The 26,745-nt window shown below is 68.8% G+C and carries 28 protein-coding genes; 13 read left to right on the top strand and 15 right to left on the bottom strand.

The genetic code is table 11. The features are described from left to right. Positions 1 to 126: 126 nt before the first annotated feature. Both ABZV93_RS22275 and ABZV93_RS22270 read right to left on the bottom strand, forming a co-directional pair. On the bottom strand, positions 127 to 1,077 hold the full coding sequence (locus ABZV93_RS22275) for a hypothetical protein (RefSeq protein WP_354939208.1): 951 nt from the start codon (positions 1,075 to 1,077) through the stop codon (positions 127 to 129). Further along, entirely contained in the window at positions 1,074 to 1,556 is a 483-nt protein-coding gene (locus ABZV93_RS22270) for a hypothetical protein (protein WP_354939206.1), read from the bottom strand. The genes ABZV93_RS22275 and ABZV93_RS22270 overlap by 4 nt, the downstream gene beginning before the upstream one ends. A gap of 118 nt (positions 1,557 to 1,674) precedes the next feature. Here ABZV93_RS22270 and ABZV93_RS22265 point away from each other — a divergent pair, with 118 nt between their 5' ends. From ABZV93_RS22265 to ABZV93_RS22255, 3 genes are all read left to right on the top strand, one after another. Next, positions 1,675 to 4,008, top strand: a complete 2,334-nt coding sequence (locus ABZV93_RS22265; protein WP_354939204.1) for a helix-turn-helix domain-containing protein — start codon at positions 1,675 to 1,677, stop codon at positions 4,006 to 4,008. A gap of 95 nt (positions 4,009 to 4,103) precedes the next feature. Further along, a complete protein-coding gene (locus ABZV93_RS22260) occupies positions 4,104 to 5,756 on the top strand; it encodes an integrin alpha (RefSeq protein WP_354939202.1) in 1,653 nt (550 codons plus the stop codon). A 193-nt stretch (positions 5,757 to 5,949) separates the two neighbouring features. After that, positions 5,950 to 6,837, top strand: coding sequence for a phytanoyl-CoA dioxygenase family protein (locus tag ABZV93_RS22255; RefSeq protein ID WP_354939200.1), 888 nt, complete (start codon positions 5,950 to 5,952; stop codon positions 6,835 to 6,837). A 64-nt stretch (positions 6,838 to 6,901) separates the two neighbouring features. On the opposite strand, the gene ABZV93_RS22250 is transcribed toward ABZV93_RS22255, so the two are convergent. The 7 genes from ABZV93_RS22250 to ABZV93_RS22220 all read right to left on the bottom strand — a co-directional run bounded on the left by ABZV93_RS22250 (position 6,902) and on the right by ABZV93_RS22220 (position 10,166). After that, on the bottom strand, positions 6,902 to 7,522 hold the full coding sequence (locus ABZV93_RS22250) for a dihydrofolate reductase family protein (protein ID WP_354939198.1): 621 nt from the start codon (positions 7,520 to 7,522) through the stop codon (positions 6,902 to 6,904). After that, positions 7,522 to 8,028 carry an SRPBCC family protein gene (locus ABZV93_RS22245; RefSeq protein WP_354939196.1) on the bottom strand — a complete coding sequence of 169 codons (507 nt, stop codon included), beginning with the start codon at positions 8,026 to 8,028 and terminating at the stop codon, positions 7,522 to 7,524. The genes ABZV93_RS22250 and ABZV93_RS22245 overlap by 1 nt, the downstream gene beginning before the upstream one ends. A gap of 3 nt (positions 8,029 to 8,031) precedes the next feature. Continuing rightward, complete coding sequence (locus tag ABZV93_RS22240; RefSeq protein WP_354939194.1) at positions 8,032 to 8,373, bottom strand: metalloregulator ArsR/SmtB family transcription factor; 342 nt, start codon at positions 8,371 to 8,373, stop codon at positions 8,032 to 8,034. Positions 8,374 to 8,482: 109 nt separating this feature from the next. Beyond that, a complete protein-coding gene (locus ABZV93_RS22235) occupies positions 8,483 to 8,728 on the bottom strand; it encodes a hypothetical protein (protein WP_354939192.1) in 246 nt (81 codons plus the stop codon). Positions 8,729 to 8,783: 55 nt separating this feature from the next. Then, positions 8,784 to 9,362, bottom strand: a complete 579-nt coding sequence (locus ABZV93_RS22230) for a TIGR03086 family metal-binding protein (protein ID WP_354939190.1) — start codon at positions 9,360 to 9,362, stop codon at positions 8,784 to 8,786. Continuing rightward, positions 9,349 to 9,819 (bottom strand): SRPBCC family protein, encoded by a 471-nt coding sequence (locus ABZV93_RS22225; protein ID WP_354939188.1) that lies wholly within the window; start codon positions 9,817 to 9,819, stop codon positions 9,349 to 9,351. The genes ABZV93_RS22230 and ABZV93_RS22225 overlap by 14 nt, the downstream gene beginning before the upstream one ends. Then, on the bottom strand, positions 9,816 to 10,166 hold the full coding sequence (locus ABZV93_RS22220) for a metalloregulator ArsR/SmtB family transcription factor (RefSeq protein WP_354939186.1): 351 nt from the start codon (positions 10,164 to 10,166) through the stop codon (positions 9,816 to 9,818). The genes ABZV93_RS22225 and ABZV93_RS22220 overlap by 4 nt, the downstream gene beginning before the upstream one ends. A gap of 320 nt (positions 10,167 to 10,486) precedes the next feature. Between ABZV93_RS22220 and ABZV93_RS22215 the strand changes: the two genes are divergently transcribed. Further along, positions 10,487 to 11,236 (top strand): hypothetical protein, encoded by a 750-nt coding sequence (locus ABZV93_RS22215; protein ID WP_354939184.1) that lies wholly within the window; start codon positions 10,487 to 10,489, stop codon positions 11,234 to 11,236. Between the two features lie 8 nt (positions 11,237 to 11,244). Here the strand turns inward: ABZV93_RS22215 and ABZV93_RS22210 are convergent, their stop codons facing one another. Beyond that, positions 11,245 to 12,312, bottom strand: coding sequence for a glycerophosphodiester phosphodiesterase family protein (locus ABZV93_RS22210; protein WP_354939182.1), 1,068 nt, complete (start codon positions 12,310 to 12,312; stop codon positions 11,245 to 11,247). A gap of 218 nt (positions 12,313 to 12,530) precedes the next feature. Between ABZV93_RS22210 and ABZV93_RS22205 the strand changes: the two genes are divergently transcribed. From ABZV93_RS22205 to ABZV93_RS22190, 4 genes are all read left to right on the top strand, one after another. Then, positions 12,531 to 13,115 carry a hypothetical protein gene (locus ABZV93_RS22205; protein WP_354939180.1) on the top strand — a complete coding sequence of 195 codons (585 nt, stop codon included), beginning with the start codon at positions 12,531 to 12,533 and terminating at the stop codon, positions 13,113 to 13,115. A gap of 105 nt (positions 13,116 to 13,220) precedes the next feature. Further along, on the top strand, positions 13,221 to 14,039 hold the full coding sequence (locus ABZV93_RS22200) for an LLM class flavin-dependent oxidoreductase (RefSeq protein ID WP_354939178.1): 819 nt from the start codon (positions 13,221 to 13,223) through the stop codon (positions 14,037 to 14,039). Positions 14,040 to 14,058: 19 nt separating this feature from the next. After that, positions 14,059 to 14,526, top strand: a complete 468-nt coding sequence (locus ABZV93_RS22195; protein WP_354939176.1) for a pyridoxamine 5'-phosphate oxidase family protein — start codon at positions 14,059 to 14,061, stop codon at positions 14,524 to 14,526. 192 nt (positions 14,527 to 14,718) lie between these two features. Further along, positions 14,719 to 17,880, top strand: a complete 3,162-nt coding sequence (locus tag ABZV93_RS22190; protein WP_354939174.1) for a DUF4082 domain-containing protein — start codon at positions 14,719 to 14,721, stop codon at positions 17,878 to 17,880. Positions 17,881 to 18,309: 429 nt separating this feature from the next. On the opposite strand, the gene ABZV93_RS22185 is transcribed toward ABZV93_RS22190, so the two are convergent. After that, positions 18,310 to 18,855 (bottom strand): hypothetical protein, encoded by a 546-nt coding sequence (locus ABZV93_RS22185; protein ID WP_354939172.1) that lies wholly within the window; start codon positions 18,853 to 18,855, stop codon positions 18,310 to 18,312. Between the two features lie 331 nt (positions 18,856 to 19,186). On the opposite strand from ABZV93_RS22185, the gene ABZV93_RS22180 reads away from it, so the two are divergent. The 3 genes from ABZV93_RS22180 to ABZV93_RS22170 all read left to right on the top strand — a co-directional run bounded on the left by ABZV93_RS22180 (position 19,187) and on the right by ABZV93_RS22170 (position 21,066). Beyond that, positions 19,187 to 19,606: a DUF6069 family protein gene (locus ABZV93_RS22180; RefSeq protein ID WP_354939170.1), complete on the top strand. Its 420-nt coding sequence runs from the start codon at positions 19,187 to 19,189 to the stop codon at positions 19,604 to 19,606. A gap of 118 nt (positions 19,607 to 19,724) precedes the next feature. Beyond that, complete coding sequence (locus tag ABZV93_RS22175) at positions 19,725 to 20,429, top strand: YciI family protein (RefSeq protein ID WP_354939168.1); 705 nt, start codon at positions 19,725 to 19,727, stop codon at positions 20,427 to 20,429. Positions 20,430 to 20,505: 76 nt separating this feature from the next. Then, entirely contained in the window at positions 20,506 to 21,066 is a 561-nt protein-coding gene (locus tag ABZV93_RS22170; protein ID WP_354939167.1) for an AAA family ATPase, read from the top strand. 115 nt (positions 21,067 to 21,181) lie between these two features. Here the strand turns inward: ABZV93_RS22170 and ABZV93_RS22165 are convergent, their stop codons facing one another. The 3 genes from ABZV93_RS22165 to ABZV93_RS22155 form a co-directional block, all read right to left on the bottom strand. After that, positions 21,182 to 22,402 (bottom strand): Gfo/Idh/MocA family oxidoreductase, encoded by a 1,221-nt coding sequence (locus ABZV93_RS22165; RefSeq protein WP_354939165.1) that lies wholly within the window; start codon positions 22,400 to 22,402, stop codon positions 21,182 to 21,184. Between the two features lie 289 nt (positions 22,403 to 22,691). Next, positions 22,692 to 23,627: a trypsin-like serine protease gene (locus tag ABZV93_RS22160; RefSeq protein WP_354939163.1), complete on the bottom strand. Its 936-nt coding sequence runs from the start codon at positions 23,625 to 23,627 to the stop codon at positions 22,692 to 22,694. Between the two features lie 93 nt (positions 23,628 to 23,720). Next, positions 23,721 to 24,548, bottom strand: coding sequence for a PIG-L family deacetylase (locus ABZV93_RS22155; protein WP_354939161.1), 828 nt, complete (start codon positions 24,546 to 24,548; stop codon positions 23,721 to 23,723). Between the two features lie 167 nt (positions 24,549 to 24,715). Between ABZV93_RS22155 and ABZV93_RS22150 the strand changes: the two genes are divergently transcribed. Beyond that, positions 24,716 to 25,771 (top strand): DUF3048 domain-containing protein, encoded by a 1,056-nt coding sequence (locus ABZV93_RS22150; protein WP_354939159.1) that lies wholly within the window; start codon positions 24,716 to 24,718, stop codon positions 25,769 to 25,771. A gap of 25 nt (positions 25,772 to 25,796) precedes the next feature. On the opposite strand, the gene ABZV93_RS22145 is transcribed toward ABZV93_RS22150, so the two are convergent. Beyond that, on the bottom strand, positions 25,797 to 26,177 hold the full coding sequence (locus ABZV93_RS22145; RefSeq protein WP_354939157.1) for a VOC family protein: 381 nt from the start codon (positions 26,175 to 26,177) through the stop codon (positions 25,797 to 25,799). Positions 26,178 to 26,407: 230 nt separating this feature from the next. Between ABZV93_RS22145 and ABZV93_RS22140 the strand changes: the two genes are divergently transcribed. Then, the gene (locus ABZV93_RS22140; protein WP_354939155.1) at positions 26,408 to 26,671 is read left to right on the top strand and encodes a GlsB/YeaQ/YmgE family stress response membrane protein; all 264 of its coding nucleotides are present in this window, start codon (positions 26,408 to 26,410) and stop codon (positions 26,669 to 26,671) included. The last annotated feature ends 74 nt before the right edge of the window (positions 26,672 to 26,745 follow it).

The raw sequence follows: 26,745 nt of genomic DNA, 5'->3' as shown, positions 1-26,745 counted from the left end.
CCACTGCCGCAACGGTGCAAGCAGGGTAGGTGCCGTCGGCACAACGTCAAGAGGCGAACCTCGAGGCACAAGGCAGAACCGAAGCCCGCCCCGGCGACCCGGGGCGGGCTTCGTTCGCGAACCGATTCACTCCTCGAGGCCGCCGATCTGGCGCCACTCGACGAAGCCGACGCCGCACGTGGTGACGAGACGGTCGCCGTCCACACTCGTCAACTGGAAGCCGAGTTGGTACGCCGTGGTGTGCGTGACGAGGTTGCTCGTCGGGGACGGCGATGCCGTGGTGACCTTGGCCGGGCTCAGCCGTTGCCACGTTGCCGATGCCGGCTCCGAACCCAACGGCTCCCCCTCGGGGTCGTACCACTCGACCGTGCCGGTCTGTACACCGTTGCCCGAGACCGCCGCCACGCCCCACGCGTCCGTGGTCTCGACCAGCAGGAACGTCTCGTCCTCGAACGTCGACACGTCGAGCAACCGGGCCTCATCGGTGGAGCATTCCGGCGAGGGGTTCCAGTAAGCGCCGAAGCCCACGCCGCGATGGGGGTTGGTGAAGGAGGTGGTGCCCTCGCTCGCCCAGGCGGTGCAGTCCAGGCTCCCGACCTGCCAGGGGCCCAGCTCGACGCTGGACCAGGTGAGGGAGTACGGGGTGTAGGAGTGCACGGAGTGCCACTGACTGTTGTTCCGGCGAATGTGGTCCTTCGTCGTCACCGTTTCCCCGACGGTGTAGGTGCCGACCAGGTGAGCGTTACCCGCCGAGGCACCGGAGGGATCCATGAGCTCGAAGCTCGCGTCGACCGTGCCGTCGGTGAAGGTGGCCTCCACCGGGACGCCCTGGGCCAGGTGGTCGCCGGAGCCGGCCTCGTAGATCTCGAGGTAACTCTCCAGCACCTGTCCTTCGGCGTTCGTCCTGAGCGTGAAGTCGATCAAAGAGTCGTCGGTGGTACGCCCCTCGCACGACACCGTCGGCTCGGAACCCTCCACCACCACTTCGCGTGGGTCCGCACTGGCCGAGGGCGCGGTGAGCCCGAGCAGTGCGAGTGCCAGTGCGGCACCGCAGGCCGTGACGACAGTTCTGGTCATGCTGGATCTCCTTGGGTCTGACGGTGCGTGTAGTGCGGGTTACCAAGGGGCCAGTCCGTGGCGATCCAGCGCGGTACGAACTCGTGGAGGGCGGCTTCGATCGGCCCGCCCACGAGCCAGTCGACCACCCACCACGAGATCTCGGCGTCCGTACCGTCGAGGATCGGCGGGTCGATGTAGACGCAGCCGAACAGCTCGGTCTCGCCGCTGTCGAAGAGCGCGTAGTTGAAGGACTCGTGCCGCTCGGTCTCGGCCTCGTGCCGGGCCAGGTCCGCGTGGTCCTGTTCCGCGGTCATCGTCGCTGGGGGCCACCCCCAGGCGTCGCCGTACAGCGACCAGAGCCGTTCCTGCGACCCCATCACCGCCTGCATGTCCAGATCGACGTCGGTGGCCCGGATCGGGCGCAGGTGATGCCCCGTACTCAGTGGAACCCGAAGCGGGTGGCTCCACCCCTCCGGGAGCCACGCTGTTGCTGTCATGCAGTCAGCCTCGTGCCCGCGCGCGTCACAGACCACGAGCAGAACCCGCACACTGCTCGTACAGTCGGCAGCGTCGCACGACACTGGTGCTCCAGCGCATGGCCAGGGGAGGAGGAGCGTGCCTGTGCAGACATTCGGCGGGCTTCTGCGAACCCTCCGCGAACGCGCCGGACTCACCCAGCAGGAGCTTGCCGAGCGCGCCGGCCTGACCCCGCACGCCGTGAGTTCGCTGGAGCGCGGCGCACGGACGCGGCCGTACCCGCACACCGTCCGCTCCCTTGCCGACGCGCTCGGTGCCAGCGAGAGCGACCGCGGTGCGCTCGTAGCCGCTGTTCCCCGCCGCCAGTCCACCGCCGAACCAGTGGCCAGGCCGTCGACACTGGTGATTCCGCCGACCCCTTTGTTCGGCCGCGACGAAGACATCGCCGCAGTCGCCGGTCTCGTACGCTCCGGAGCCCGGTTGGTCACGCTCACCGGACCTGGCGGGGTCGGGAAGACCCGGCTGGCCGCCGCCGTGTCGGACGTACTCGCCGGGATGTTCCCGGACGGCGCCCTGCAGATCTCCCTCGCGCCGCTCGCCGACGCCTCCGCGCTCATGGCCACCATCGGGCGCGTCCTGGGGCTGGAGGGCATCGACGTCCCGGACGCCTACGACCTGGTAGCCGCGCAGCTGCGGACAGCCCGGCACCTGCTGCTCCTCGACAACTTCGAGCATCTGCTCAGCGCCGCGGTCCAGGTCGGACAGCTCGCCGCGGAGTGCCCCGGGCTCACCGTGCTGGTCTCGAGCCGCTCGCCGCTGCGAGTGCGGGCCGAGCGCGCGTACGTCGTCGAGCCGCTCGACCTGCCCGGCCGCGATGCCACGACCGTCGAGGAGCTTCGCGCCCACCCGGCCGGTGCCCTGCTGTGGGACCGGGCACGTTCGGTAGGAGTGCGAACGGAGGCGACGGACGTACCGGCAGCCGCGGACCTCTGCCACCGCCTCGCCGGCCTGCCCCTTGCCATCGAACTCGCCGCGGCACAGCTACGGCTGCTGTCTCCGAGTGCACTGCTCGACCGGCTCGAGGCCGCCGGCGCTGCGCCGGGAGCCCGCGACCTCCCCGAGCGGCAGCGAAGCATGCGGGCCACTCTCGACTGGAGCTACAGCCTGCTCGATCCCGTCCAGCAACGCCTCTTCACGCTGCTCGGGGCCTTCCGTGGCGGCGCCACTCTCGAGGCGATCGAGGCCGTGGCGGAAGCCGGTGACGACATCGCCGCGTACGACGTACTGGGAACTCTCGACGAGCTCGCCGCGCACTCGCTCGTGCGCGTCCGCAGCGACCGGTTCGACATGCTCGAACCCATTGCGCAGTACGCCCGCAGCCGCCTCGTCGGCGACCGCGCCGCCCGAATCGGTCGCGCCCACGCCCGCGTTTACCTCGACCTCACCGAGCAGGCAGCCGCAGGTTACGAACGTGCGGACCAGGTGGACTGGCTTGCACGGATCGAGGAGGAGGAGGCGAACATCCTCGTCGCCGTCGACCGTTCCCTCGACGCGGACGACCCGCGCACGGCCGCCCGCATCACGTGGTTCATGTGGCTCTACTGGTGGCTGCGCGGCCAGCTCAGCGTCGGTCGCCGCCTCGCCGACCGGTGTCTCGCCACCGACCTCCCGTCCTGGGAGCGCAGCCGCGTCCACCTTGCCGGGGCCACCATGTCGTACGCCGCCGGCGACCATGCCACCGCCGCGTCGTACTGGGCAGAGGCCGACCGCGTCGCCTCCGGCCAGGACGACCTGGAGGTCCGCAGCAAGGCACGCGCCGGCACCGGGCTCGCCGCTCTTGCCGCAGGCGACCTCGACGCCGCCGAGGACCGCTTCCGCGCCGGGCTCCGCTATGCCCTTCAGGACGACAGCTCGCTGTGGATGGCCTCCCTCGTCCATGTCTGGCTCGGCACGGTGCACCTGCTCCGCGGCGCACCCTCGACGGCCGTACCCGAGATCGAACGCGGCCTCCATCTCGCCCGCGCCCGAGGCGACAGACTGTCGACGTACGTCGCCCTCTACAACCTCTCCCAGGCCGCCCTCGCCCTCGGAAACCACGACCTCGCCCGGGCGCACGTCGTGGAAGGCATCAGCCTCTCCCAGGAGACGCGGGACCTGGCCAACCTCGCGTTCTTCGTCGAAACGCTCGCGGTCGTCGAGTCGAAGGAGGGCAACCACCTGCGCGTCGCCACCCTCCTCGGCGCCGGGGCCGGACTCCGCGAGACCGTCGGCGCCGACGTCTACGCCTACTACCACCCGGACCCGAGCCTGCGAGCCTGCGCGGAGAAGGCGGCGCGCGCCGCCTCAGGCGGTCCCGCTCACGACCGAGCCTTCGCCGCCGGCCGGAACCTGGACGCAGCCGCAGTGGCGGAGTTCGCCGTACGCGACACCGGCCGCCGCGCCACGCTGAGGTGTCCTACGGCTGGGCCGTGAGCGCCGTACCTGTTCGGGTACGCAGATGCACGGCCGCACGGCCCGTCCGGCGAGTCGTCACCAGCCCCGCACCGCGCAGGGCGGCGAGGTCGGGGGTGCTCAGCGGTTCGCAGGCCGGACACCGTCGCTGCTACTTCTTGACGGGCCCTGGGTGTACGTCTAGTTTTGGGCCACTCCAGGTCTGCCGTCGTCATCGCGCTGGCTGTTCTGATTCGGAATGCGCGGTCATCATGATCCGTATTGCCAGATTTGTACGTCCCCTGCTGGTAGGGGCGTTCCTGTGTGCCACTGTGAGCGGGGCAACTACGTCGTCGGCTGTGGCCGCCGAGTCTCCCTGCGACCCCACCGACCTCACAGGGTTCGCGGTGGGACTTCCCACGGCTCCCCTACCGAACGGCCAGTCCGGCACTTTGGGACGTGTCGAGGTCCACAACGAGGTTCCACTGGGGGAAGTCAACGCGGAGAAACCACGCGGTGGTCGGGTGATCCTGCGAGCGTCGTTGGGTGATGAGCAGCAGATCGGTGACCGGTTCGGTGCCGCCGTCGCCATTGCCGACATTGATGGCGACAACTGCTCTGATCTGGTCGTCGGTGCTCCGGGTGTCGACGGCGGGGGCGCCCTCTACGTCATCTTCGGAACCCGGGCTGGCCTCGGGACTGGAGCATCGCTGCGGATCCCACTGCAGGCCAGGCCCGGCGACGAGTTCGGGGACGCTCTCGCCGTCGAATCGGTCCGTTCGCCCACGACTCAACGCGTCTCCGGGCGGATCTGGATCGGCGCGCCGGGCCGTGACGTGTCCGGCCAGGCTGACGCGGGGGCGGTGGCCTACACCGAGGTCGTCGACCGGGTGGCGAGTGCGCCACGGCTGTACACCCAAGACACTCCCGGGGTGCCCGGTCGGCCGGAACCAGGGGACCGGTTCGGTGAAGAGCTTGCCGCACTTCGCTGGTACGACGTCAGCGGCGGTGGGGTACTCGTAGGCCAGCCGAGCGAGGACATCGGCCCCCACAAGGACGCCGGCATGGTGACGGTGCTGCCGACCCCGGGTGCCCCTCCGGCTGGTCCTGGGCCCTACGCCGTCACCCAGAACACGCAAGGAATACCCGGAGCGGTCGAGGCCGGCGACCGGTTCGGCGCCGCCGTCGACGCTTTTCGTGACGTTGGATGGGTGGGTGTCCCCGGCGAGGACCTGGGCGCCGTCCGCGACGCCGGCATGGTGCAAGGCCTGCGTATCGGCGCCACCAGGGCCACGTCCCTCTCCGTCCTTCGTCAGGGTAAGGACAGCGGCGTCACCATCCCCGGCCGGCCCGAGGCCGGCGACCACTTCGGTGCCAGCGTGCGCGGGGGGCAACTCGACTATCCCGACGGGGACTGCAACGAGGCTCAGGTCGTCATCGGCGTACCTGGTGAAGACGTCGGCACCGTCAAGGACGCCGGCGCAGCCGTCTCCTACTTCGGCCATGATCGCGACCCTCTTTCCTGCCTGCCAGGAGATGGGTTCAGCCTGGGGGCGAACGCCCGTCCCGGCGACCACCTCGGGGCCGCCGTGGGCAGGACGCACACCGATTCCTTCGAGAATGCGGACGTGCTTCTGCTCGGCATACCCGGCAGCGACGTCGCCACCGCCGTGGACGCCGGTGTCGTCCTGAAGGGAAGGTTCCCAAGGACGACCCAGCCTCAGTCTGTCTACACGGAGTCCGACGGGGCGCTTCCCGGTGGACATTACGGCGCTGTACTCAGTCGGTAGGCAATGCAGGCCGCGGCGACGGTGGAGGCTCCCTCTCCACGATCAGCTGACAGCTCGCAACGACCACGAACCGGCCCAGTGAGATCACCTGACCAGAATCAACCAGGCGGCACGAGCGGTACTGCGGAGATGCTCCGGAACATGCCAGTCTGGAGCAGAAGGCAGAACGGCTCCATTTCCTGGGGGTTACCAGATGTCCACAGTGGCTGACGCCGACGTCGTCTCACCCAGCGGCGAAGACCTCACCCGGCAGGAACGCGACTACCTCTTCGACGTCAACGGTTACCGCATCCTCCGCGGTGCGCTCAGCGGAGACCAACTGCGAGCGATCAACACCTGGGTGGACAGTCAAGATCTCAACGCGCTGCGTCCGGGGGAGTGGATCGGCGACGTCGAGGTGCACACGTACGGCGCCGAGGATGGCGTCAACTTCCAGAACATCATCGAAGGAGGCCCGGCCTTCGAGGAGCTGATCGACCACCCGTCATGGATCGACGAGGTGCGCCGTTACATCATCTCCGGCGCGCACCAGAAGTTGCGGATCGACGAGTGCTTCCTGAACGTCCGGCGCAGCGGCGGCTACATCCCGATGCACTCCGGCGGCGACAACGTACGGTTCACGGGGCTTTTCCGCTGGCACAACGGCAACTGGGCCGTCGGCCAGATCAACATCCTGATGGCGCTGACCGACATCGGTGAGGGCGACGGCGCGACGACAATTGTCCCGGGCAGTCACAAGGCGCACAGCGTGCACCCGCACAGCAACTGGAACGCCGGGCACAGCGCGGACCAGGCAATCGGCATGCGGGAGGTGCACCTGCGCGCCGGTGACGCACTGATGTTCACCGACGGGATCTGCCACGGTTCGATGCCGCGTACGAATCCGGGCGAACGACGAGTTCTGATCTACCGGTACGCACCCCACCTGCTCGCGTCCCGCATGAACTACCTGCCGTCGGAGGAGTTGATGGCCCGCCTGACTCCGGCCCGCCGCACGATCGTGATGCCGACGGCGCCCCGGATGCGCCCTGGACGGACGTTGGCCGCGGAAGCTTTCCCACACGACGCGGTGGGCGGCTGAGCGTCGAAATACTGCGCGGGCGCGGGCGGATACCGCTCGCGCCCTCCGCGGTGCGCCTACGCGCCTACCGTTCCCGGACGGCGTAGGTCAGGTGCGTCACCCTCGGGGAGTGCTCCGCGCCGACCTGCTTCAGGGCGATGCGGCCGGCATCCACGCCTTCGAACAAACGGATCCCGGAGCCGAACAATACGGGTGAGAGCGCGATCGAGAACTCGTCGACCAGGCCGGCGTTCACGAACTCCAGGATGGTTTCGCCGCCGCCGGCGATGCGGACGTCCCGGTCACCGGCCGCCACCCGAGCCTGGTCGAGCGCGGATTCGATGCCGTCGTTGACGAAATGGAAGGTCGTTCCTCCGGGTCGTTCCCACGTATCACGCTTCTCGTGTGTGACGACGAAGACCGGCGTGTGGAACGGCGCGTCCTCCGGCCACATCTGCTCACCGGCGTCGAACATGCGCTTGCCCATGACGCTCACGCCGGTGCGTTCGTACGTCTCCCGCGCGATGTCGTTGTCGCGCCCTTCCTCCCCGCCGTTGCCGAGCTTGAGGTTCTCCCGGAAGAACCGGAGCGGGAACACCCACCGCTGCAGCTCCATCCACTGCCGCCCCATCAGCTCCTCGGAGGTCTCGGGCGCGATGAAGCCGTCCAGCGACATCGACACGCTGAAGAACACCTTGCCGGCCATCAGCCCTCCGCCCCCTTCCGGGCAATCTCGGTGACGTACGCAGCCAGGTTGCTCAGGGTCTGCCGGCCGCCCTCGATCGCGTGGTACTTCTCCACCGCTTCCTCGCGGAGTTCCCTGGTGGGGAACACCGTGCGCATCTCGAGCCGGGTGGCCGCACCGTCGGGCTCGAACGTCAGCACCGACTCGAAGGCGTTCGGGTCGCCGCGAGACTCCCCGTGCAGCAAGGCGATCCGCTCCGGCGGGGCAATCTCGGTCCAGGAGATCCACTCCCTGTAGTCCGTACCGTCCGGCCCGTGCATCACGAAGTCCCACTCCCCGCCGACGCGGAACTCGAACGACTGCGTGGTCGTGCTGAACCCGTCCGGCCCCCACCACCGCGACAGATGCCGGACCTCGGTGAACGCTTCGAACACCAACTCCCGTGGGGCGGCGACGACCCGGGAGATGACGATCTCCCGGTCGGCCGTCGCGGACCGCGCCGGCTCTCCTCGTCCTGTCGCGCTCATCAGCTACTCCTCCTGCCGTGCCTGTTTCAGGTCCTGCACGTACGCGTCGAGCCGGTCGAAGCTCTCGTTCCAGAACCGCTCGAACCCGCCGGCCCACTCGTGGACTGGCCGCAGCCCGCGGGCGTCGAGGCCGTACAGACGCTGCTTGCCCGCCTTGCGATCACGCACCAGCCCGACCTCGCGGAGCACCCGCAGGTGCTTGGACGCCCGCGGCTGACTCATGCCCAGCTCCTGGGCCAGGTCGGTCACCGGCCGCTCACCAGCCCGCAGCAGCACCAGCATCTGCCGGCGCTGAGGCTCCGCGATCGCGTTGAAGACGTCCGACGTCGTCGCTGCTCGTGCCATGGCCGCAATCATATGCCCATATCGGCATGCGTCAAGCCGAGCCTTCGCCCCTCGGCGAACGCCCACGCCGCCGGGCTTCTGCGCGTGCTCCGGGTGGAGGCCGGCCACCTCACGCCAGGTTGATGACGGCGGCCACCTCGTGCGCGACCTCCATCGGGGTCAGCCCATCGGTCTTCACCCCGTGGTCGGCCGGAGTTTCCTGGGCGCCCTCGTATCGGCTTCGGTAGAAGTCGTTCACGCTCGGCCGATCCGGATCTGCCTCAAAACGCCGAAACCACTCGTCGTGATCCGCGTGCAACTGAACCGATGTGGTCTCCGCCGCTGGGGGAAGAAGCGCGGTGACGAGGCGTTGCATCCCCGCGGACTGGAAGACCCAGGTGGCACTACGCGCACGTCACCACAGCCCTCCGTCAGCGCGGCGTCGTCCAGAACGGGTCGCGTCCGATGTAGCCGAGCATCCTGGTCTGCGCGTCCGCGTCGTCGGGAACGGGTACGGCCGGGCCGTACTGGCCCGAGGAACGCAGCAGGTCCTCGATCGGCTCCATGCCGCTCAGCAGAGCCGCGCAGAACTCGGGCTCGAGCCGGTCGTCCTGTCCGGTGGCGCGGGCGAGGTCCCAGGTGTGCATGAACACGTCGGAGGTGTAGAACTGGTCGATCGCGCGATCCAGGGGTACTTCCCCGATGTGCGGGTTGGCAAGCATTCGTTGCGGGGTCTCCGGGTCGTCAAGCAGCGCTTGCACCGCGGCGCACTGTGCCTCCCACGCCGCGACCGGGTCCTCGTCAACACTGAGACCCGTGGGCAACTCGACGCCGGTGCCGCCGGAAAGAAACGGTGGGAGCCACTCGACCAGGTGACGTACGACGTCCCGCGCGTTCCAGCCGTCGACCGGCGCCGGGACGTCCCAGTCCTTCGCACCACGGACGCGATCGGTGAATGCGCCGGCGACCTGGCGGTGCCGTTCGGCCGGGGACAGGTCAGACAGTGCCATCGGACAGCATCCTCTCGAGTTTGGCGTAGCCGTCTTCCACGCCGGTCTCCATGTCGCTCTTCAGCCAGGCGTCGCGTACCTCGAAACTCTCCACCAGCGACTGGGTGCGCAGCCCGCTTCGGCCGTTGCCGAGGTCGTCGAACCACAGGGTCTGCAGGACCACCCCGTCGGGCTCGCCCTCGTAGGTGAAGGTCTGCACGATCCGGTCGGGGCGTACGTCGTGGAAGCAGCCACGGAATCCGTACTCCGCACCGTCGGCGGCAATGGAGACGTACCGATAACTGCCGCCGGTCCGCGCGTCCCACGAGTCGATCCGGGTGCTCATGGTGTCCGGACCGATCCACCGCCTGAACAGCTCGGCGTCGGTGTGTGCCCGGAACAGTTGCGCAGGGGTGGCCCGGAACTCGCGCGTTGTCCGGATGACGGGGACCGTGCGGTCCGCCTCGATGCTGGTCATGCCTGGTGCTCCTCGGGTTCGTCGGCCTCGGTCAGTTCGGCCAGCACGCGGTCCAGGCGCTGATAGCGTTGCTCGGCCATCCGGCGGTATCGCTCGACCCATTCGTCCAACAGGTCGAGCGCCTCGGTCTCCAGGTGCACCGGCCGCGGCTGCGGGCCGCGCAACCTGCGCACCATGCCCGCCTGCTCCAGCACGCGCAGATGTTTGTACACGGCCTGCACGCTGATCTGGTACGGCTCGGCGAGCTGGTTCACGGTGGCGTCGCCTACGGCGAGCCGGGCCACCATGTCGCGGCGGGTCGGGTCGGCCAGGGCCGTGAAGACCCTGGACAGCGTGTCGGCCGGCACCGCCGCTCCTTTCAACCTAGTGGTTTAAAGGGCAAGGTAGCCCCACCTCCGCCCCGGGTCAAGGGCTCACCTGCCGCACGCGTCCTGCCCACTGGACCCGACGCGGTGACCCACGACGTTCCCGGCGAGGACGTCCGCCCCTTGGCTACGCAATTTCGTCGGGCAAATGTTGCAAACGGGCCGAGCGTCAGGCCGGCGATCCTCCGAATTGGGTTCCGGTCCATCGGCCGGCAACTGACACGACGCCGGTTGGCCCATCATCGTCGGCTTGGGGGTTTGTCATGTACGTGGCTGAAGGTTTACGCCCGGCTCTGGACCGGGTGATCGGATTTCTCCCCAACCTCGTCGGATTCCTGATCCTTCTCGTCATCGGCTACATCGTGGCCAGACTGGTTGCGGCCGCCGTACGCAAGATCCTCGAGAAGGTGGGAATCGATCGACGCCTGCACGACTCCCATGCGCACAGGTACCTGTCCGCCGTGGCCGGCGACAGTCCGGCGCATCTGATCGCCCGAATTGTCTTCTGGATCGTCTTCCTGATCTTCGTCTTCGTGGCGGTGGGCGTACTCCACATCGCGGCGCTCACGGCGTTCATGTACCGGGTCATCGCGTACCTGCCGAACATCGTCGCGGCGATCATCATCTTCGTGGTCGCGGCGATCCTCGCCGGCCTCGTTGGCGCCGCGGTCAACCGGGCCATGGGCGACAGCCCGACCGGAAAGGTCGCCGGGACCGTCCTTCCCGCACTGATCATGGTCATCGCGGGCTTCATGATCCTTCAGCAACTGAGGATCGCCGAGCAGATCGTGCAGATCGCGTTCGCGGCGACCATGGGAGCACTCGCCCTCGGCCTCGCCCTGGCCTTCGGTCTCGGTGGCCGTCCCATCGCACAACGGATGTTGGAGGACGCCTACCGCCGGAGTCAGGAGGAGCGGGCGGAGAGGAGCCGTCGCGAGTCCGTCAGGCGTTCCGATGAATCGGGCTACGAACGAACGCCTCCCCCCGGAGAGAGGCCCGGGCCAGAGGCAGGCCCCCCTCCGGGAGAGCACCGCCCGCCGCCCGGGCTGTGACCCACGGCTCAGCGGGGTTGGTAGGCCTTGGGCAGTCGCATGCCGCGGTCGGCCATGATCTGTCGGACGTGGTTCGGGTAGTTGGTGATGATGCCGTCGATGCCCATGTCCATGAGGGCCTCGACGGTGGCGGGGTCGTCGCAGGTCCACGGGACGACCTTCAGGCCACGCGCGTGTGCCTCGGACACCATGTCGTCACTGACGTAGAAGCGGAACGCGGGGTCGCTGATCGTTCCGTTCTGCGGGAACCCGTACACCGGAGAGAGCGCCGTGACGCCAGGGACAGCGTCGGCGGCCTTCACGAAGTCTCCGTCGTAGTCGTCGACGTCGATCCCGCCGAGCCACGGCGAGGCGCCGGGCTGGCCCACCTGGAGGAAGTCGTAGTTCGTCAACGCCACCAGAGGATACGTCGGCGCGAGCCGATGCATCTCCATCAGTGCGCCCCAGTCGAACGACTGGATGGTCACCTGGTCCTCGATTCCGGAGGCGTGGATTTCCTCGTACACCCGGCGAACGAACAACCCGCGTGGCGCGGTCTGCTCCGGCGCGCCCGCCTCCACCTTTGTCTCGATGTTCAGCTTCACCTGGTTGGCGTTGTAGCTCCTGACGAGATTCAGCACGTCCTTGAGCTCGACCATCCGGAAGCCGTGGATCACCTCCTGCTCAGGGAACCCGGGCAGCTGCTGGTATCCGCAGTCCATCGTCTTGATCTGAGCGAGCGTCAGGTCCTTGATGTACTTGCCGACGTACGGATACATCGGATCGCCCGGCGTGACAGGCTCGGTGTCGCGGCACTTCTGGGCACTGATCTGCCGGTCGTGGTTGACGACGACCTTCTCGTCCTTGGTGACGTGCGCGTCCAGTTCCAAGGTGGTGACCCCCAGCCGCAGAGCCTTGGCGAACCCCTGCAGCGACTCCTCGGTGGTCATCCCGATACCGCCGCGGTGCGCCTGCAGGTCGAATTGGGTCTTCTGCGGCAACACCTCCGGTCCCGTCGCGGAGGCGGCCTGTGCGGTCACCGGTACGGCGACAACCGGCAGCACGGCCAACGCTGCCAGCGCATGACGTAGCGACATGAGCACCTCACAATCGTCAGGTCTTCTCGAGTCCTCAGAACCTAGATCGCCACCCGGCTGTCTGGGTAGCCAACAGGTGAGAAAAGTCGAAACACGTTTCCGGACGTCGGGGCCGTCGCGGATCAGTGATCATCTGTGCCACACTCTCTCCGCCACATGGGAGGGGAGCCCACGGGCTACCTCTGGCCGGACGGGCGGAAGGCTGACAGGATCCGGCTGTGGACTCGCCTCGACTGATACCGCCATGGGTGATCTTCGGTGTGGTCGCTCTGATCGTCGGCGTCAGCAGCATCGTGAGTGCGCCGAATCCCCAGGACTCACCACCCGACCTGCACGAGCGCAGGGCTGTCGAGGAACAGCTCAGGCAGGTCGAGGGCATCCGGCCGGTCCTGCCCACGATCCTTCCGCCCGGGTACGACTTCGCCCGCGATTACGAACCCGAGACCAGCAGCGACGGAGCCACCTCGGGGTCGTTCGACGACCCAGGTTCGTTCGACTCGGGGTCCTTCGACGGCTCGGGGTCTCCGGACGTGACGATCGCGCCGGCCGCGTCCTGGTCGGTCTACTTCTTCCCCACGGACGGCCCTCACGAGGGCGGGCTTCCCGTCGTCATCGTCTGCGTACAGAAATCGAACATCAAGGACGAGTTCTGCCCCGCGCAGGACGACGCGACGCACCTGCACCGGCACCTCGACCAGACCCCCGTCGTCATCTCCCGAGTCAGCCCGGGCAGCCACGACATGAGGGCGTGGCGCGACGTCGAGCTCACCACCGACCTCGCCAAGGTGACCTGGCTGCGGTAGCCGACCGCCAGGGGCCGTTTTCTCTGACGACGCCGCCGATGAGTTTCGACGGCGGTGCCCGTCTGACTGGCGTACCACTGACTATCTCCAACAAGGACAGGAACGATGACCGATTCGACGGCAAGCGCCGGCACCAGACCGTTCCGGTTCGGGGCGGTCGCCCCGCTCAGATCCGACCTGCCGACGTGGCGAGACCGGGTGCGCCGCATCGCCGACCTCGGCTACTCCACACTGCTGATGCCCGACGTCCCACGATGGCAGCCGGCGCCTGGTCCCACCCTGGCCGTCGCCGCCTGCCTTGCCGACCTGCGGGTGGGCACCTGGGTGTACGCCTCAGCGCTGCGCCAGTCCTGGAGCACCGCGTGGGAAGCGCACTCGCTGTCGGTGCTCACCGAGGGTCGCTTCGAGATGGGCATCGGTATCGGCAGGCCTGGCATCGAAGACCTCCAACTGCCCGTCGTGCCGCCGGGCGAGCGGCTGGCCCAGGTGCGTGACACCGTGACGGCGCTGCGAGATCTCGACGGCCCCGACCTCCACACACCGGTGGTGATGGCAGTACGGGGTCCGAAGGCCCTGGCGCTGGCGGCCGATCTCGCGGACACGGTCACCTTCGCGCTGATGCCAGGAGATGCTCGGTCCGAAATTCAGCGAGTGGTACGCGAATTCCGCCCCGGTCGAGACGTCGAACTCTCACAGCACGTGGCGGTGATCGGCGACAGCGTCGCACCGTTCATGGCGCCTCCCGACACCGACACTGCCGCGCTTCACGCGGCGGACTCCCTGGCCGCGCTTCCGGCCGATCCCTCGGCGGCCGCCGAGGAGATCCAGCGTCGACGGGAGGAGTTCGGCTTCTCGTACTTCGTCTTCGGCGCCGACTTCGCCGACACGCTCGCTCCGGTCGTAGCCAAGCTGGCTGGACGTTAGGCCGCGGTAGGCAGCCGACATGATCGATCGCTCCGACGTCGACCGCATCCTCGCGGCGAACCGCTACCTCGTCCTCGGCACGGCCGACGAGGACGGAAACCCGTGGGTCTCCCCCGTCTTCTTCGCACCCCTCGACGCAGACCAGGTGGTCTGGGTGTCGTCGCCCGACAGCCGGCACTCTCGCAACATCGCCAAGCGGGCGTCGGTCGCGATCACCGTGTTCGACTCCACCGTCGAGGTGGGTCGGGCGGAGGCGGCCTACTTCGACGCGCATGCCGAACGCGCGGACCTGGACGAGGAGGAGATCCTGGCGGCTCTTCGAGAGCTCAACACGCGCGTGCCGCAGCACAAGCGGCTGAGCCGCGACGACGTGCACCCGTACGGCCCGATGGTCGTCTACCGCGCCGGCCTGCGCCACAGCTACCTGCTCGTGCGGGGCGGCAACCCCGAGTTCGGAAACGAACTCGACATGACCGTCGAGGTCTGAAGCGCAGAGCACATCCGGCCCGGGTTCGGAGGCAGACAGCCGAAGCGTCCCCCGATGATCAACGCTTTCCCATTTGCCAGCGCGGCTGCGTCCCGCCGTGCTTGGATCGGTGATCATCTCGACATCTCGGGGGGAGACGTCGTGCGCGTTCGACCGCATACACCTGGGCTCGGTGGCAACCGTCGCCGGGCGGTGGCTCTACTTCTCACGTTGTGCCTCGGGCTGGCGTCGCTGCTCTTCGTGTCGACGCCGCGAGCGGTCGCCGCGCCCTGCGACCCGCCGGTGCTCAATCCCGTCGCCTGCGAGAACACCCAGGCCGGCTCCACCGACTGGGACGTGTCGAGCCCAGACAGCCCGGCGCTGCAGGGTTTCTCCACCGACATCAGCGTGAACCACGGTTCGACCATCGGCTTCAAGGTCGACACCACGCTGACGTACACGCTCAGCATCTACCGGATGGGCTACTACGGCGGCGCGGGCGCCCGCAAGGTCACCTCGATCGCGAACGTCGCACCGACCGACCAGCCCGCCTGCGACAAGGACACCACGACCGGTTTGATCGACTGCGGCAACTGGTCGACCAGTGCGACCTGGGCCGTACCGTCGACCGCGGTGTCCGGCATCTACTTCGCCGAACTGAAGTCCGGTACGACCCGCGGGCACATCGTGTTCGTGGTACGCGACGACGCCAGCCGCTCCGACCTGTACGTCCAGACCTCCGACACCACCTGGCAGGCGTACAACGACTACGGAGGCAACAGCCTCTACGCCGGCAGCCCGGCCGGTCGCGCCTACAAGGTCAGCTACAACCGCCCGTTCGACACCAACAGCGGTGACACCTTCCACGACTTCGTGTGGAGCGCGGAGTACCCGATGGTCCGCTTCCTCGAGGCCAACGGGTACGACACAAGCTACGAGACCGGCGTCGACACAGACCGCTACGGCTCGTTACTCAAGCAGCACAAGGCCTTCCTGTCGGTGGGCCACGACGAGTACTGGTCGGGTCAGCAGCGCACGAACGTCGAGTCGGCCCGCGACGCCGGGGTGAATCTCGCGTTCTTCAGCGGCAACGAGATCTTCTGGAAGACGCGGTACGAGAACAACTACCGGACGCTGGTCACCTACAAGGAGACCCACGCCAACGCGACGATCGACCCACTCGATCCCACTGTGTGGACCGGCACCTGGCGTGACCCGCGGTTCAGCCCACCTGCCGACGGCGGCCGGCCGGAGAACAGCCTCAGCGGCACGATGTTCATGGTCAACTGCTGCGCCACCGACATGCACGTCGGTGGGGCCGACGCCAAGCTGCGCTTCTGGCGCAACACCAAGGTGGCCGGCCTCACCTCCACCGCGACAGCCACACTGGGACACGGGATTCTCGGCTACGAGTGGGACGAGAGCCCGGACAACGGCTTCCGGCCCGACGGTCTGATTCATCTGTCGACCGACACCCAGAACGTCCCCAGCTACCTGCAGGACTACGGCTCGACGTACGCGTCCGGCACCGCCACCCACCATCTCTCGCTGTACCGCGCACGCAGCGGCGCGCTGGTCTTCGGGGCCGGAAGCATCCAGTGGTCGTGGGGTCTGGACGACAACCACTGGAGTGACGTCTCGGGCACCACGTCCGATACCGCGGTCAGGCAGGCGACCGTGAACCTCTTCGCGGACATGGGCGCCCAGCCGGCCACCCTGCAGACCGGACTGGTCGGGGCCACCCCGTCCACCGACACGACTCCGCCCACTACGACGATCAGCTCGCCGGCGGCCGGCGCGACCGTTCCGGCCGGTCAGCCGCTGACCATCAGCGGTACCTCCACCGACACCGGAGGGGGCGTGGTCGCTGGGGTCGAGGTGTCCGTCGACGGCGGCCTGTCGTGGCACCCGGCGACCGGCCGCGGCTCCTGGTCGTACACCTTCACCCCGGCCACCAGCACGAACCTCGCGGTGATGGCCCGGGCGACCGACGACAGTGCACGGACCGAAACGCCAGGTCCCGCGCGGACCGTGACCGTCGGCGACGGATCACCGCCTCCGGGCGCCTGCCCGTGCACCATCTGGCCGAGCTCAGCGGTGCCGGCCGTGGCGTCGGACTCCGACACCGGCGGAGTCGAACTCGGGGTCAGGTTCCGTACGACCAAGGCCGGGTCGATCACCGGCATCCGGTTCTACAAGGGTTCGGGAAACACCGGCACCCACGTGGGGTCACTGTGGACCTCCGCCGGGACCAGGCTGGCGTCGGTTACCTTCACCGGTGAGTCAACCTCGGGTTGGCAGCAGGCCAACTTCGCGACCCCGGTGACCGTCGCCGCCGACACCACCTACGTGGCCTCCTACTTCGCGCCGAACGGCCACTACGCAAGCTCCGACAGCTACTTCGGCGCTGCTGTCTCCCGCGGGCCACTGACCGCCCTCGCGGACAACGCCGACGGCCCGAACGGTCTCTACAGCTACGGCGCCGGCGGGTTCCCGAGCCAGGGATACCGCTCGACCAACTACTGGGTGGACGTGGTCTTCGACGACGGTGGTGCCGGGACCTCGGACACCACGCCGCCGACGATCACGTCGCGCACCCCGGCGGCGGGTGCGTCCAACGTCTCCACCGGCACGATTGTGACGGCCACCTTCAGCGAGCCGGTCCAGGACTCGACCGCGCGGATCGGCCTCGCCCAGGCGAACGGCACCACCGTGGCCGGAACGACGTCCTACAACGCCACGACCCGCACCGCCACCTTCACACCCGGCGCACCGCTGGGCAACAGCACCTCCTACACGGCTACCGTGTCCGGCGCCAAGGACGTCGCGGGCAACACGATGAGCCAGGACAGCTGGACCTTCACCACGGCAGCGGCCTCGAGCAGTGGCTGCCCGTGCACGATCTGGGCAGACAGCGCGACGCCCGGAACGCCGGCCGACCCCGACTCCGGCTCGATCGAGTTGGGCGTGAAGTTCCGTACCAGCCAGACAGGTTTCGTGCGCGGGGTCCGGTTCTACAAGGGCCCGGGAAACAGCGGCACCCACACCGGAACGCTCTGGAGCCGCACCGGCACCAGGCTCGCGACGGCGACCTTCACCGGAGAGTCAAGCTCCGGTTGGCAGCAGGTCAACTTTGCCAGCCCGGTGGCCGTGACGGCGAACACCACGTACGTCGCCTCGTACTTCACCACCGCGGGCCACTACTCCGTCGACGACAACTACTTCGCGTCCGCGACGACGCGAGGGCCGCTGACCGCCCTGAAGAACGGCACCGACGGCTCCAACGGCGTCTACCGCTACGGCGCCGGCGGATTCCCCAGCACCAGCTACAAGTCGAGCAACTACTGGGTCGACGTGGTCTTCAGCACGAACTGAACACGCACGCACTGATTCACGCGAACTGATCCGCACGTACTGCGGCAACTTGCCGCCGGGATGGGGGCGAAGTCACCGTCGCTGTGGGCAGTCGGCTTCTCCGACAACGGCACCGCCCCGCCCAAGGACGCCCAAGGGCACTGAGCCGGGACAGGCCGAGCCGCGAGACACCGAGCCGCGCAGGACCGCGGAGACCGAAGCGGGGGCTGTCGGGAGCCGGGCGACACCCGGGTCCTGACACCCCCTGTGCCACCGGGGCCACCGCTCTTCGTAGTGCTCAGTAGTGCTCAGTGGTGGTGGCGGTGGTGCCTTCTGGCCGGCTTCCCGTGCCGGCGATGCCGCATGGCGGCGACGGTGCCCGCGACACCGAGTCCGACTGCGACTGCCGCGACCGCGGGTGGCTTGACGTGCATGCTGAACCCCCCTTACTCAGGTACGCAGTCTCTGCATTTCCTGTCCGTGTACGGAAAGGCCGTAAATGACGAGAATGTCGACGGCGATCATCACCAGCGACCAGAACGGAAATGCCGCTAGCGTCAGGAAGTTCGCGATCATGCTCAGGGCGGCCAGGCAGATTCCGGCGTAGCGCGCCCAACTCTGGCCCGCGAGCACCGCCAGTCCGGTGAGGACCAAGAGCACGGCGAGCCCGATGTGGACCCATCCCCATGCGGTGTAGTTGAAGGAAACGACGAGCCCGATGGACGGAACCACGAAGTACGTCGTCCTGAGAAGGGCGGTCAGGCCCCAGATCGCCTCGAAGATACCTGCCGCGACGAGCACCACGCCCGCATACATCATCCAGCCGAGCCCCCCACCGCCGGCCGCCGCTCGTGCCTCTTCCGCTTCCGCGGGCACGCGCCCCGTAGGCGTTTCCGCGGTCGGAGCCGTGGCCTCACCCCGCTGGGCCTGCCCTGGTATGTCTGCCCGCTTCTCCTGCGCCCCGGCGCCGGTGTCACGGGGTCCTGTGTCAGTCATGGCAACCCCCATCAATTCGTCCCCTCCAATGGATCGGAAGGTCCTCCACAACGCTACTCCGGAGCAAAGTCCTCCCCCACCGAGGCGATATCGGATAGGCCGTTCGAATTTGTGAAAAGCTCGGATTTCTCGCGGGTAAAAACCGGCCACGCCGATCCGGCCGGGCCGCTCTGGCACCGTGGCCGCGCAGGGTGCCGCCGGGCCGATGATCGCTCCGCGAGAGAACTTCCAGAATTCAGGTGGGCCGAGTGTCGATGAGTTTGCGCCCCGTTCGATGTCAGAGTGAGAGACGGGCAGCCTGCCCGTCCGGACATCTCACCGGGAGGCAGAAATGACCACCGCCCTGACCACCGCCACCGCGCAGGCCGTCACCCCCCGCTACGCCACCCTGACCATGACCGGAGTCGCCGCCGCGGCGGTCGCGAGCGCCGCCACCATGACCGTCGCCGCCGCCGGCAACGCCGCGGGCGTCAGCCTCGACATGGCCGGCGCTCCGATCCCGGTCACCGGTTTCGGCGTACTGACGGCCGCCTTCTCGTTGATCGGCCTGGTCATCGCCGTGGCCCTGGCCCGCTGGGCCCGGCATCCCCGCCGTGCGTTTCTCCGTACGACCGTGGCGCTGACCGCGCTCTCGTTCGTCCCCGACCTGCTCGCCGACGCTGCGCCGGCCACCAAGGCGCTGTTGATGCTCACCCACCTGGTCGCGGCGGTGATCGTGGTCCCCGCGATCGCACGCAAGCTCGCCTCCTGACCCGCGTGAACGACCGTCCCGTGAGATTCTTGCCGGCAGCCTGTCGGATCCGGGGCGAGGTGTTCGTAGCAGGGACGAGGGGCGGCCGAAGGAGGCCGCCGGAACAAGGAGTCGTGAGATGCCGCGGTACCTGATCTCGTTCGACAACGCTGCGACGGACCTCCCCGCGGAGGACCTGCCCGAGGTCGCCAAGGCCGTGCAGGCGGTCCGCGAGGAGGCCATGCAGGCAGGGGTGTTCGTCTTCGCGGGCGAGCTCGACCACGACGTGAAGTCCGTCGTGGTCGACACGGACGGGATGGTGACCGACGGCCCGTACCCGGAGAGCAAGGAACTCCTCGGCGGCGTCACGATCGTCGAGGTGCCCGGCCGGGAGGCAGCGCTGGAGTGGGGCGGGAGGGTCGCGGCCGGCTGCCGCACTCCGCAGAAGGTCCGCGCGCTCAGGCGAGACGGTGACGGGCCGGCGCGCTACCTGATCTCGTTCGACAACGGCGACATGGACTTTCCCGACGAGGAGTGGGCCTCGGTCGGCGAGACCTCCCACGCGGCGATCCAGGACACCATGGACGCCGGGGTGTACGTCTTCAGCGGCGGGCTGGACTACGAGCCGCCGGACGAAAGTACGCCGGCCTGGGTCGGCGCGGTCACGGCCGACGGGACGGTCGCCGACAGCCCCCGCCCGAAGACCACGAGACCTCTCGGCGGCTTCGCTGTGGTCAAGGCGCCCACCCACGAAGCCGCGCTGGAGTGGGCCGCCAAGATCGCCGTCGCCCACCGCTGTGGTCAGTGGGTTCGGATGTTCATGTACGACCCGATCCTCGAATGAGACTTCGGTGACGGCGACCTGACCCTGCAGCAAATCCGTTGGGTTGCCGTGGCCGCCCGGCGCTACTGTGCGCCGGGTGACGTCCGGACCCACCTCTGTTCCCCTGTTCCTGGTCACCGGTGCGCCGGGCGTCGGGAAGACGACGCTCGTGCCCGAGCTCGTCCGGCTAGGGCAGGGGCTGGTGGTGATCGACCAGGACGAACTGCTGGAAGACGGTGCCCTGCTCGGCGTACCGATCGCGTTCCCGGACGCGGAACCGAACTGGCCGGCGTACAACCGGATGTGGGATCGCATCGTCCACATCGTCCGGCGAGCCGGTCACCCCGTCCTCCTGCTCGGCCCCACGCCGTACCCGGAGGAGCTGACCACGACAGCGGACCAGGACGGGCCCGTGCACTGGGCCCTGCTCGACTGCGCCGACCAGCTCAGGCGCGCTCGCCTCCGCACGCGTGGCTGGTCCCCGGAGTGGATCGAGGACGCATTGGCCGACGCCGCTGAAACACGCCAATTGATCCCCACGGTCATCACCACCGATGACGAGGACGCGGAGAAGATCGCGCTACGAATCCTCTCCTGGGCCCGGACCGTCGGCGATTCCTCCGCGGAAGAATCCGCCCGGTCCGGTCCAGCGACCTGAGAAGGTCGGGACGCCTTCGATGCCGTGACGCTGAAACCGAGGAGCCGGGTCGAGGCGCCGCGACACTCCGCGGCGACTCCGGCCCGGCTCCCGTACGTCAGCTACCGCTGGCGATTCACCAGTTGGGGTTCTCGGGACCGTCGCCGAAGTCCGGGATCTCCAGGCGGGCGCCGTCCTGGCGAGCCGACTCGAGTGCGATGACACCCGGCAGCGTGAACCTGGCCGCCTTCCAGGCGTTCACCGGAGGCTGGGTCTTGGTCGTCACCGCCCGAACGAAGTCGTCGGCCAGGAAGTGGTGGGAGCCCTCGTGCCCGTTGTGCGCGCCCTCGAACTCCTTGGGCAGCCGGCTGCGGTCCTGCACCTTGGCGGTGCCGGAGGCGAAGCTCTGCATCAGTGCCGGGTCGACGTCGCCGAAGCCCTCCGGCACCTGACGGCTGCGGGTGTAGAAGAGGTCGCTGATGTCGAGGGTGTCACCCTTGCGGTAGTCCTCGCCCTCGGTCTTGACGCTCCAGGTGGCGCCGTGACCGGTCTGCTCCATCACCGAGTCGGTGCCGTAGAACCGGAACCGGGACTCGTGTCCCTGCCAGTAGCCCACCCGGCGGAACTCGTTGGTGCGCATCGCGCCGCCGTCGGCGAGGTGGAACAGCGCGCTCATGTTCGAGAAATCATTGCCCCACAGCGACACGTTCTTGTCGAACACGCCGTCGCCGCGGTCGTCGGCGATACCGATGCAGCTCACGCTGGTGGCGTACGTCGGCAGCGCACCGAGGACACCGCCGATGGCGTGCGTCGGGTAGAGCATGGGCGGGTAGCTGGCGGTCTTCTTCCAGTCGTCGCCGCCGCTGTACTGGTAGGCGGCGTAGAACCCGTTGTCCATGTCGTGGACGTAGTCGCCCTCGGAGTAGAACACCCGCCCGAACGCGCCCTCGGCGACCTTGCCGCGGGCCCAGACCACTGCCGGGTTGTAGTAGCTGGTCTCGCCCATCATGTAGATCAGGCCGGTCTCGGCGACCTTGTCGATGATCGCCTTGATCTCCTCGACGGAGATCGCCATCGGCACCGCTGAGTAGACGTTCTTGCCGGCCTCCAGGGCCTGCAACACCAGCGGCCCGTGGGTCCAGCGCTGCGTCATGACGGCGACCGAGTCCACCTCCTCGGAGGCGAGCATCTCGTCGGCGTCGGCGAACACGCCGGCCAGGTTGTACTTCTCCTGGTGCTCCTTCGCCCGCTCCGGAACGACGTCGCAGGCGTAGACCGCCTCGACGTCGGGATGCATCTGCCACAACGAGATGAAACTGCGGGCGAACTGCCCAGTACCGATGACGCCGATCTTCATCTAGATCATCCTTGCCGCTGGTCTTGATCGTGTTTCGAGCGGGAACTGCTCTGCCGGCCGGCTCCGCACCGGCGTACTTCGCGGGTCCTTGTGAATCGTGTCAATGTTCCCAGGTCCGCCCCGCCACCCTCTCGGTCACCGGGCACCGGCGGCAGCAGAAGTCCGGAGTCGGACTCCACAAGTCCGCTGATGACCGGCCGGCCGGCGTTCGTTCGCCCGTTGGTCACCGGGAGCTACCCGGCGCAGCGGATCGCGTGAGCGACCGCCAGCGCCGGGTACCAGCAGCAGGTCAGGGCGTGACGCCGAAGCCGGCGAGGAAGGCCAGGTCGTCGGGCTGGTCGAGGCGGTACTCGTCGTCGGTGCCGGTGCAGTTGGGGCTGACGCCGAACGACGTGACCGCGACGACGGTGTTCGCACCGCGGAACGTCGGCCCGCCCGAGTCGCCGAAGCAGGTGCCGCCCTGGTGGACCTTGCCGTTGTTGTTGCTGAACCGCGCGGCCGTGCCGTACGGCAGACCCATCAGGCCCTCCAACGTGACGAGCTGGGTGGTGGCCTGCATCCTGGTGTCGCCGCCGATGTCACGGCCGGGCAGGACCTTGTTCAGGCCGTACCCGACGACGGTGAAGAGGGCCTCGTGCCGCGGGCCGGTCTGGAACTGGTCGAGGTAGCCCTGCGTGGGCAGTTTGCCGTACGACGGCATCGACACCGAGTCCTGCAGGTCGAGCACACCGGCGTCGTGGAGGTAGAACGCGTCAGGGTCGAACTGCGGGTGCGGGTGGGACGTCGCGCGGTGCCAGCTCGGCGAGGAGTTCAGGGCGGCGGCCCAGTCGTGGTACCGCCGGCCGTTCTGGTCCCGGCCGTACGACGAACTGGGCGTGAGGATGTCGAAGTTCGGCCTCTCGTCGAAGTTGATCCACACGTCGTTGCCACCCGACCCCGAGCCGCCGGCAGCGGTGGTCGACGCGCCGTTCAGACCGACCCCGTAGGTGCAGTGGCCGGCGGTCACCGCGATGTGGCCGTTCAGCAGTGTCCCCGAGCAGGTGAACCACGAGCCCGGATCGTCGAAGCGGCTGTCGGCCTCGTCGGGCACGTAGAACAACAACTCGCCGACGAACGGGTGCCGCTGGCCGTCGGGGGTGCCGTGGGTGATCGCCTGCGCAGGTACGGTGCCCGCGACCACGGCGAGGACCGATGCCACGGCGACGAGCAGGATTCTGATGCGCATCCGGGCTCCTCTGTGTGCGTGATGCCGCATGTGGTGCCGCATATGGTGCACCCGGATCGGCACGGGCGGAAGGACCCGAAGCGCGGTGGGCCATCAGGTTCGGAGGGGGCGGAAGTACTCGCGCGCGGGCCCGGCCACCTCGGCGATGGTCCGGAGCAGGATCCCGTCGCCCACCGGCGGCCGGTCGGGTGCGAGGCCGGTGAGCGGCGCGGTGCCGAGGCCGGGCGCGTAAGCGTCCAGTGCGGCCAGCTTGGCGGCGCCTGCTTCGGACGACCAGCTGACCGCCACCACGTCGTCGGCCGACGTCCCGACGATTTGGGTTGTACCGATCTCACCGCCCGGCACGAGCCCGGCGAGGCGCTCGCGGGCGGTGGCGACGTCCTCGGAGCGGACGCAGCCACCGAGCATCATGGCCGGGGTGTCCGCCGGTCCCAGGAGGTCGAGTGCCCGCTGGACGGCTTCGTGGACGCGCACGTGGTCGGGGTGTCCGGTCACCCCGTCGACGTCGACCGTGACGAGGACGTCCGGCCGGTGGGCCGCCACCAGCCTCCTGATCGCCTCGGCGATCTCGGCGATGTCACCGGCGGCCGGCGAGCCCGCCCCCGAGTCACCGACATCGCGCCAGCGGCCAGGGGCCACCACGCCGAACCGGCGTACGCCGAGCGTGGCGCACGCGGAGGCGTACCGCGAAAGGCCCGCTTCGGCCGCCGCCTCGAGAGCGCCGAGGTCGGACCGGGCGAGCGCGGCGCGCGCCGGCCCACCCCCGATCGCCCCGGCCTCCCCGGCCGTGAGGGTCGCGAGCCGCACGTCACATCCGGCCGCGGCGTACGCGGCAAATGTCGCGCCACCGAAGAAGGTCTCGTCGTCGGGGTGGGCGAACACGCCGAGCACTTTCCGCCCGCTGAGCCTGGGAGCCTGCATGATCGCGGAGCCTACGCCGCCCGCGCGTTCGAGCCGCCACGACCGGCGGGACCGCCGACTTGACCGGGGGCGGCCGGACGAGGCAACGTCGACCGCGAACTACGGGGAATCCCCTTGTACGACAGGGCGACGGGTCGGGGGCTCGTCCACATACATCGGAAAGCTGGATGAACCGGACCCTCCGCATCGTTCTCGCCGCCGTTGTCGGCGTCCTTGTCGTCACCGCCGGCGCGGTGGCGATGGGCGCAGGCCGTGACCACTTCTGGACAGCCGATCCCACCCCCACGGCGACGCCGTCGCAGTCGGCGACCCGTACGCCCGAATCCACACCGTCGCCGAGGGCCACGCCGAAGCCGTCGGCCGTGCGGGGAGGGTCGCCGTTCACGGGCCTGCCGGCGCGGGGAGCAGCGAAGCGGGTCCTCGCGGTGAAGATCGACAACGTGCCGCCGGCCCGGCCGGCCGCGGGTCTGGCCCGAGCGGACATCATCTACGTCGAACAGGTCGAGGGCGGGCTGTCCCGGATCCTCGCCGTCTTCTCCTCCCACGTGCCGGCGACTCTCGGGCCGGTGCGGAGTGCGCGGGAGTCCGACATCGAGTTGCTGCGCCAGTTCGGCCGGCCGGCCCTCGCCTACTCCGGCGCGAACTCCACCGTGCTGGGGAAGCTCGCCAAATCACCGGCGTACGACGTCTCACCGGCGCACGCCGGCGCGGCGTACTTCCGCGGCGGTTCGAGGCCGGCCCCGCACAACCTGTACGCCCGGACAGGCGCGCTCCTGGCCCGGGCGCCGAAGGCGAGCACCGCGCGCGACATCGGCTTCCGCTTCGGCGCTCCGCCGCCGGGTGGCCGGGCCGTGACGTCCCAACAGGTGCGCTACCCGTCGTTCCGTGCCGACTTCGGCTGGTCGGCGAAGACGCAGCGCTGGCGGGTGTCGATGGACGGCACTCCCATGCGGGCCACCGACGGTGCGCCTCCGGCCCCGGCGACGGTCGTGGTGCAGTACACCGACATTCGCCGCTCGACGCTGAAGGACTCGGCGGGCAACTACACGCCCTACACCAGGACAGTCGGCTCCGGTCGCGCGCTCGTGCTCCGGAACGGCCGTGCGTACGACGCCCGCTGGTCACGCCCACGCGCTGCCGCGGGTACGAGGTTCACCACGACCTCGGGCCGGCCGATGACCTTCGCTCCGGGGCAGACCTTGGTGATGTTCGCCGCCAGGTGAGGGATGCGAAGCGCCGTGCGCGCGGTCACTCCCAGACGTGCGCGTGCTTCTCGAAGGTCTCCGGATCACTGTGCAGGGGGATCACGCACAGGAGGTGGCCACCGGGCGCTCGCAGGATCCGGCAGTCGAGCCACCGGTCGACCTCGACCGCTCCGAGGCCGACCAACCGCGCGGTCTCGGCGTCCACGTCGTCGGTCTCGATGTCCAGGTGGTAACGGGCCTGGTCGTCGACCGCCTGGATCGCCATCACGAGTCCTGGGAACGCCTCGGGAAGACTGGTGAACTGCTCCTCACCAGGTACCGGCCGCGCCGGAACTCCCAGCGCCGCCGACCAGAAGCCGGCCGCGGCCGGCACCTCGTCACGGGGAACGTCGATCAGGAGCGTCGAGAACCGGCTGCGATGCACGGCGGCACTGTAACAACGGCGCCATGCCTTCCGTCGGGACCGTTTCGCCCCGGTTCGTCGCTCGACCACCGATCGCCCTCCCGGTGTGGAGGCCGTCGTCGACCACGCGCAGCCGCCTTCGCCGAGCGCGGATCCGCCGTGGCTGTGGATCCGCTCGGCCAGCCCACCCTGGTAACGTCACTCGTCCCCGTGGCCAACCGGGTGGCCGCGCGGCGAAGCAGGAGGCAGTCGTGGACATCAATGGGCTCATCGCCGCCGTGGTCGTCGGCGCCATCATCGGCGCCCTGGGACGTCTCGTGGTGCCCGGGAAGCAGAAGATCGGTTGCCTGCTCACGGTCGGTATCGGCATTCTCGCTGCCCTCCTCGGCACCGCCGTCGCCTCGGCTCTCAACGTCGCGCACACGGGTGGCATCGACTGGATCCAGCTCGCGATCCAGGTCGGCTTCGCTGCTGTCGGCGTGGCCCTGGTCGCAGGGGGCACCCGCCGCCGCTGAACCAAGCGCCCCCCGGGCGGGACCAACCCGCCCAAACCTCGTGGAAAAGGCAGCACGCCATCGTCGAGCGGCGG

It is taken from the genome of Actinopolymorpha sp. NPDC004070, assembly GCF_040610475.1.
In the GTDB taxonomy this organism is placed as follows: domain Bacteria; phylum Actinomycetota; class Actinomycetes; order Propionibacteriales; family Actinopolymorphaceae; genus Actinopolymorpha.
Note: the sequence above shows the minus strand (reverse complement) of the source record. Positions and strands in the feature narration are given on the sequence as shown.

Excerpts from the sequence above, each read along its gene's own strand:
- ABZV93_RS22165 (WP_354939165.1), bottom strand. The coding sequence starts at position 22,402 with ATGAAGATCGGCGTCATCGGTACTGGGCAGTTCGCCCGCAGTTTCATC.
- ABZV93_RS22245 (WP_354939196.1), bottom strand. The coding sequence starts at position 8,028 with ATGAGCGCGACAGGACGAGGAGAGCCGGCGCGGTCCGCGACGGCCGAC.
- ABZV93_RS22270 (WP_354939206.1), bottom strand. The coding sequence starts at position 1,556 with ATGACAGCAACAGCGTGGCTCCCGGAGGGGTGGAGCCACCCGCTTCGG.
- ABZV93_RS22210 (WP_354939182.1), bottom strand. The coding sequence starts at position 12,312 with ATGTCGCTACGTCATGCGCTGGCAGCGTTGGCCGTGCTGCCGGTTGTC.
- ABZV93_RS22255 (WP_354939200.1), top strand. The coding sequence starts at position 5,950 with ATGTCCACAGTGGCTGACGCCGACGTCGTCTCACCCAGCGGCGAAGAC.
- ABZV93_RS22185 (WP_354939172.1), bottom strand. The coding sequence starts at position 18,855 with ATGACTGACACAGGACCCCGTGACACCGGCGCCGGGGCGCAGGAGAAG.
- ABZV93_RS22160 (WP_354939163.1), bottom strand. The coding sequence starts at position 23,627 with ATGCGCATCAGAATCCTGCTCGTCGCCGTGGCATCGGTCCTCGCCGTG.
- ABZV93_RS22230 (WP_354939190.1), bottom strand. The coding sequence starts at position 9,362 with ATGGCACTGTCTGACCTGTCCCCGGCCGAACGGCACCGCCAGGTCGCC.
- ABZV93_RS22150 (WP_354939159.1), top strand. The coding sequence starts at position 24,716 with ATGAACCGGACCCTCCGCATCGTTCTCGCCGCCGTTGTCGGCGTCCTT.
- ABZV93_RS22225 (WP_354939188.1), bottom strand. The coding sequence starts at position 9,819 with ATGACCAGCATCGAGGCGGACCGCACGGTCCCCGTCATCCGGACAACG.
- ABZV93_RS22275 (WP_354939208.1), bottom strand. The coding sequence starts at position 1,077 with ATGACCAGAACTGTCGTCACGGCCTGCGGTGCCGCACTGGCACTCGCA.
- ABZV93_RS22250 (WP_354939198.1), bottom strand. The coding sequence starts at position 7,522 with ATGGCCGGCAAGGTGTTCTTCAGCGTGTCGATGTCGCTGGACGGCTTC.
- ABZV93_RS22235 (WP_354939192.1), bottom strand. The coding sequence starts at position 8,728 with ATGCAACGCCTCGTCACCGCGCTTCTTCCCCCAGCGGCGGAGACCACA.
- ABZV93_RS22240 (WP_354939194.1), bottom strand. The coding sequence starts at position 8,373 with ATGGCACGAGCAGCGACGACGTCGGACGTCTTCAACGCGATCGCGGAG.
- ABZV93_RS22155 (WP_354939161.1), bottom strand. The coding sequence starts at position 24,548 with ATGCAGGCTCCCAGGCTCAGCGGGCGGAAAGTGCTCGGCGTGTTCGCC.
- ABZV93_RS22200 (WP_354939178.1), top strand. The coding sequence starts at position 13,221 with ATGACCGATTCGACGGCAAGCGCCGGCACCAGACCGTTCCGGTTCGGG.
- ABZV93_RS22195 (WP_354939176.1), top strand. The coding sequence starts at position 14,059 with ATGATCGATCGCTCCGACGTCGACCGCATCCTCGCGGCGAACCGCTAC.
- ABZV93_RS22175 (WP_354939168.1), top strand. The coding sequence starts at position 19,725 with ATGCCGCGGTACCTGATCTCGTTCGACAACGCTGCGACGGACCTCCCC.
- ABZV93_RS22180 (WP_354939170.1), top strand. The coding sequence starts at position 19,187 with ATGACCACCGCCCTGACCACCGCCACCGCGCAGGCCGTCACCCCCCGC.